Source organism: Streptomyces sp. CO7 (genome assembly GCF_053474865.1).
In genome coordinates this window covers 1,407,350-1,408,193 of the sequence record NZ_JBRIOU010000002.1, presented here as the reverse complement: position 1 = coordinate 1,408,193, position 844 = coordinate 1,407,350, and the positions used below count along the sequence as shown (strand labels likewise).

The 844-nt window shown below is 71.0% G+C and carries 1 protein-coding gene; it reads left to right on the top strand.

Features of this window, described 5'->3' with window-relative positions; genetic code table 11:
- Positions 1 to 179: 179 nt before the first annotated feature.
- Complete coding sequence (locus ACOV8S_RS08420; RefSeq protein ID WP_448317049.1) at positions 180 to 830, top strand: TetR/AcrR family transcriptional regulator; 651 nt, start codon at positions 180 to 182, stop codon at positions 828 to 830.
- Positions 831 to 844: the final 14 nt, after the last annotated feature.

Here is an 844-nt window from a genome sequence, read left to right as displayed (position 1 = left end):
GGTGAGGGGGGTGGGCTGGGGGCTGTGCATGGTGCTTGGTGCTTCTTCCCGAAGGCAATATGAATGTCGCTCATTTAGCCCGGGCGGGAAGCGCCCCGTCAATAGGTCCCGGGTAAGAAGTTCACCTGCCGGGCATCCCCTGGGGGAGCGCCGGAGCGGCGTCATGAGAGGGTGACGCGGTGACATCCTCCGACCAGCCGCGACGCCGCGGGCGCCCCACCGCGCCCCTGCTGTCGCAGGAGAAGATCACCGGGGCGGCGGTGGAGCTGATCGAGCTCCGTGGGTACACGGCGCTCACCATGGCGGCGCTGGCCCGGCAGTTGGGGGTCGCGCCCTCGGCCCTCTACAACCACGTGAACAACAAGCGTCAGCTCCTGCTGTGGATCCAGGACCACGTCAACCGGGAGATCGACTGCTCGGACTTCGAGGCGCGCCCCTGGGACGTCGCGCTCGAGGCGTGGGCTCACTCGTACCGCGACGCGTACGCACGGCATGCGATGCTCGTCCCCGTCATCGCGGTGACGCCCATCGCCGGATCCCCGCACACGGTCGCGATGTACGAGAAGGTCGCCGCCGGTCTGCGCGCCGGCGGGTGGCCGGACGACCAGGTCATGGACGTCGTGGTGGCCATAGAGTCCTTCGTCCTCGGGTCGGCCCTGGACGCGGCGGCGCCCGACGACATCTTCGACGTCCCGGCCGGCCAGGCCCCCGTGCTGGCGCGGGTGGTGGGCGCGCGGGTGGGACGTGACGCGGCCCGGGCCGCCTTCGACCTGGGGCTGGCTACGGTGCTGGCGGGTCTCCGCGACCGGCTGCGGGTCCTCACGGGGTGATCCCACCGGAGTTC